At 62.3% G+C, this 408-nt stretch carries 1 pseudogene; it reads left to right on the plus strand.

The annotated features are described in order from the left end of the window. Positions 1-408: pseudogene (locus B2696_RS03315) on the plus strand (HNH endonuclease); the annotation flags it as partial.

Consider the following 408-nt stretch of genomic DNA (forward strand, 5'->3'; position numbering starts at 1 on the left):
CCAGACCTTGAAAAGATGGGGGCCAGCGCGCAGGATGCCGCCGAGCTTATAAGCCTGCACGCCATCTACTTCGGCCCCACGCCCTATACAGCAAAGCAGCGCTCGGCCGTTAATGCGGCCAGGCGCAACGGGCACACCCTGAGTACTTTGCGCCACATCGAATCCTTTACCCGTCGCATCACAGGGAAACTGGATGCGTGGAACCTGCGGTTGGAACTATGCGCCACGCCAAGCGAGCAGGTTACTGCGGTAGCCAGGCGCCGGTTGCGCGAGATGCGTGTCCCCCGCGAGTATTGCGAGCGCGCGCTGTTGCGCCAGCACCCCAACGGGCTAGCCACCCTGACCGTGACGGGTAATGGGTTGGATATGGCGGATGCTTTCCGGATTATTGACCACAAGCGGCCAGGG

Origin of the sequence: Corynebacterium sp. UBA4397 (genome assembly GCF_002390965.1) — a bacterium.
Classification (GTDB): Bacteria; Actinomycetota; Actinomycetes; order Mycobacteriales; family Mycobacteriaceae; genus Corynebacterium; species Corynebacterium flavescens.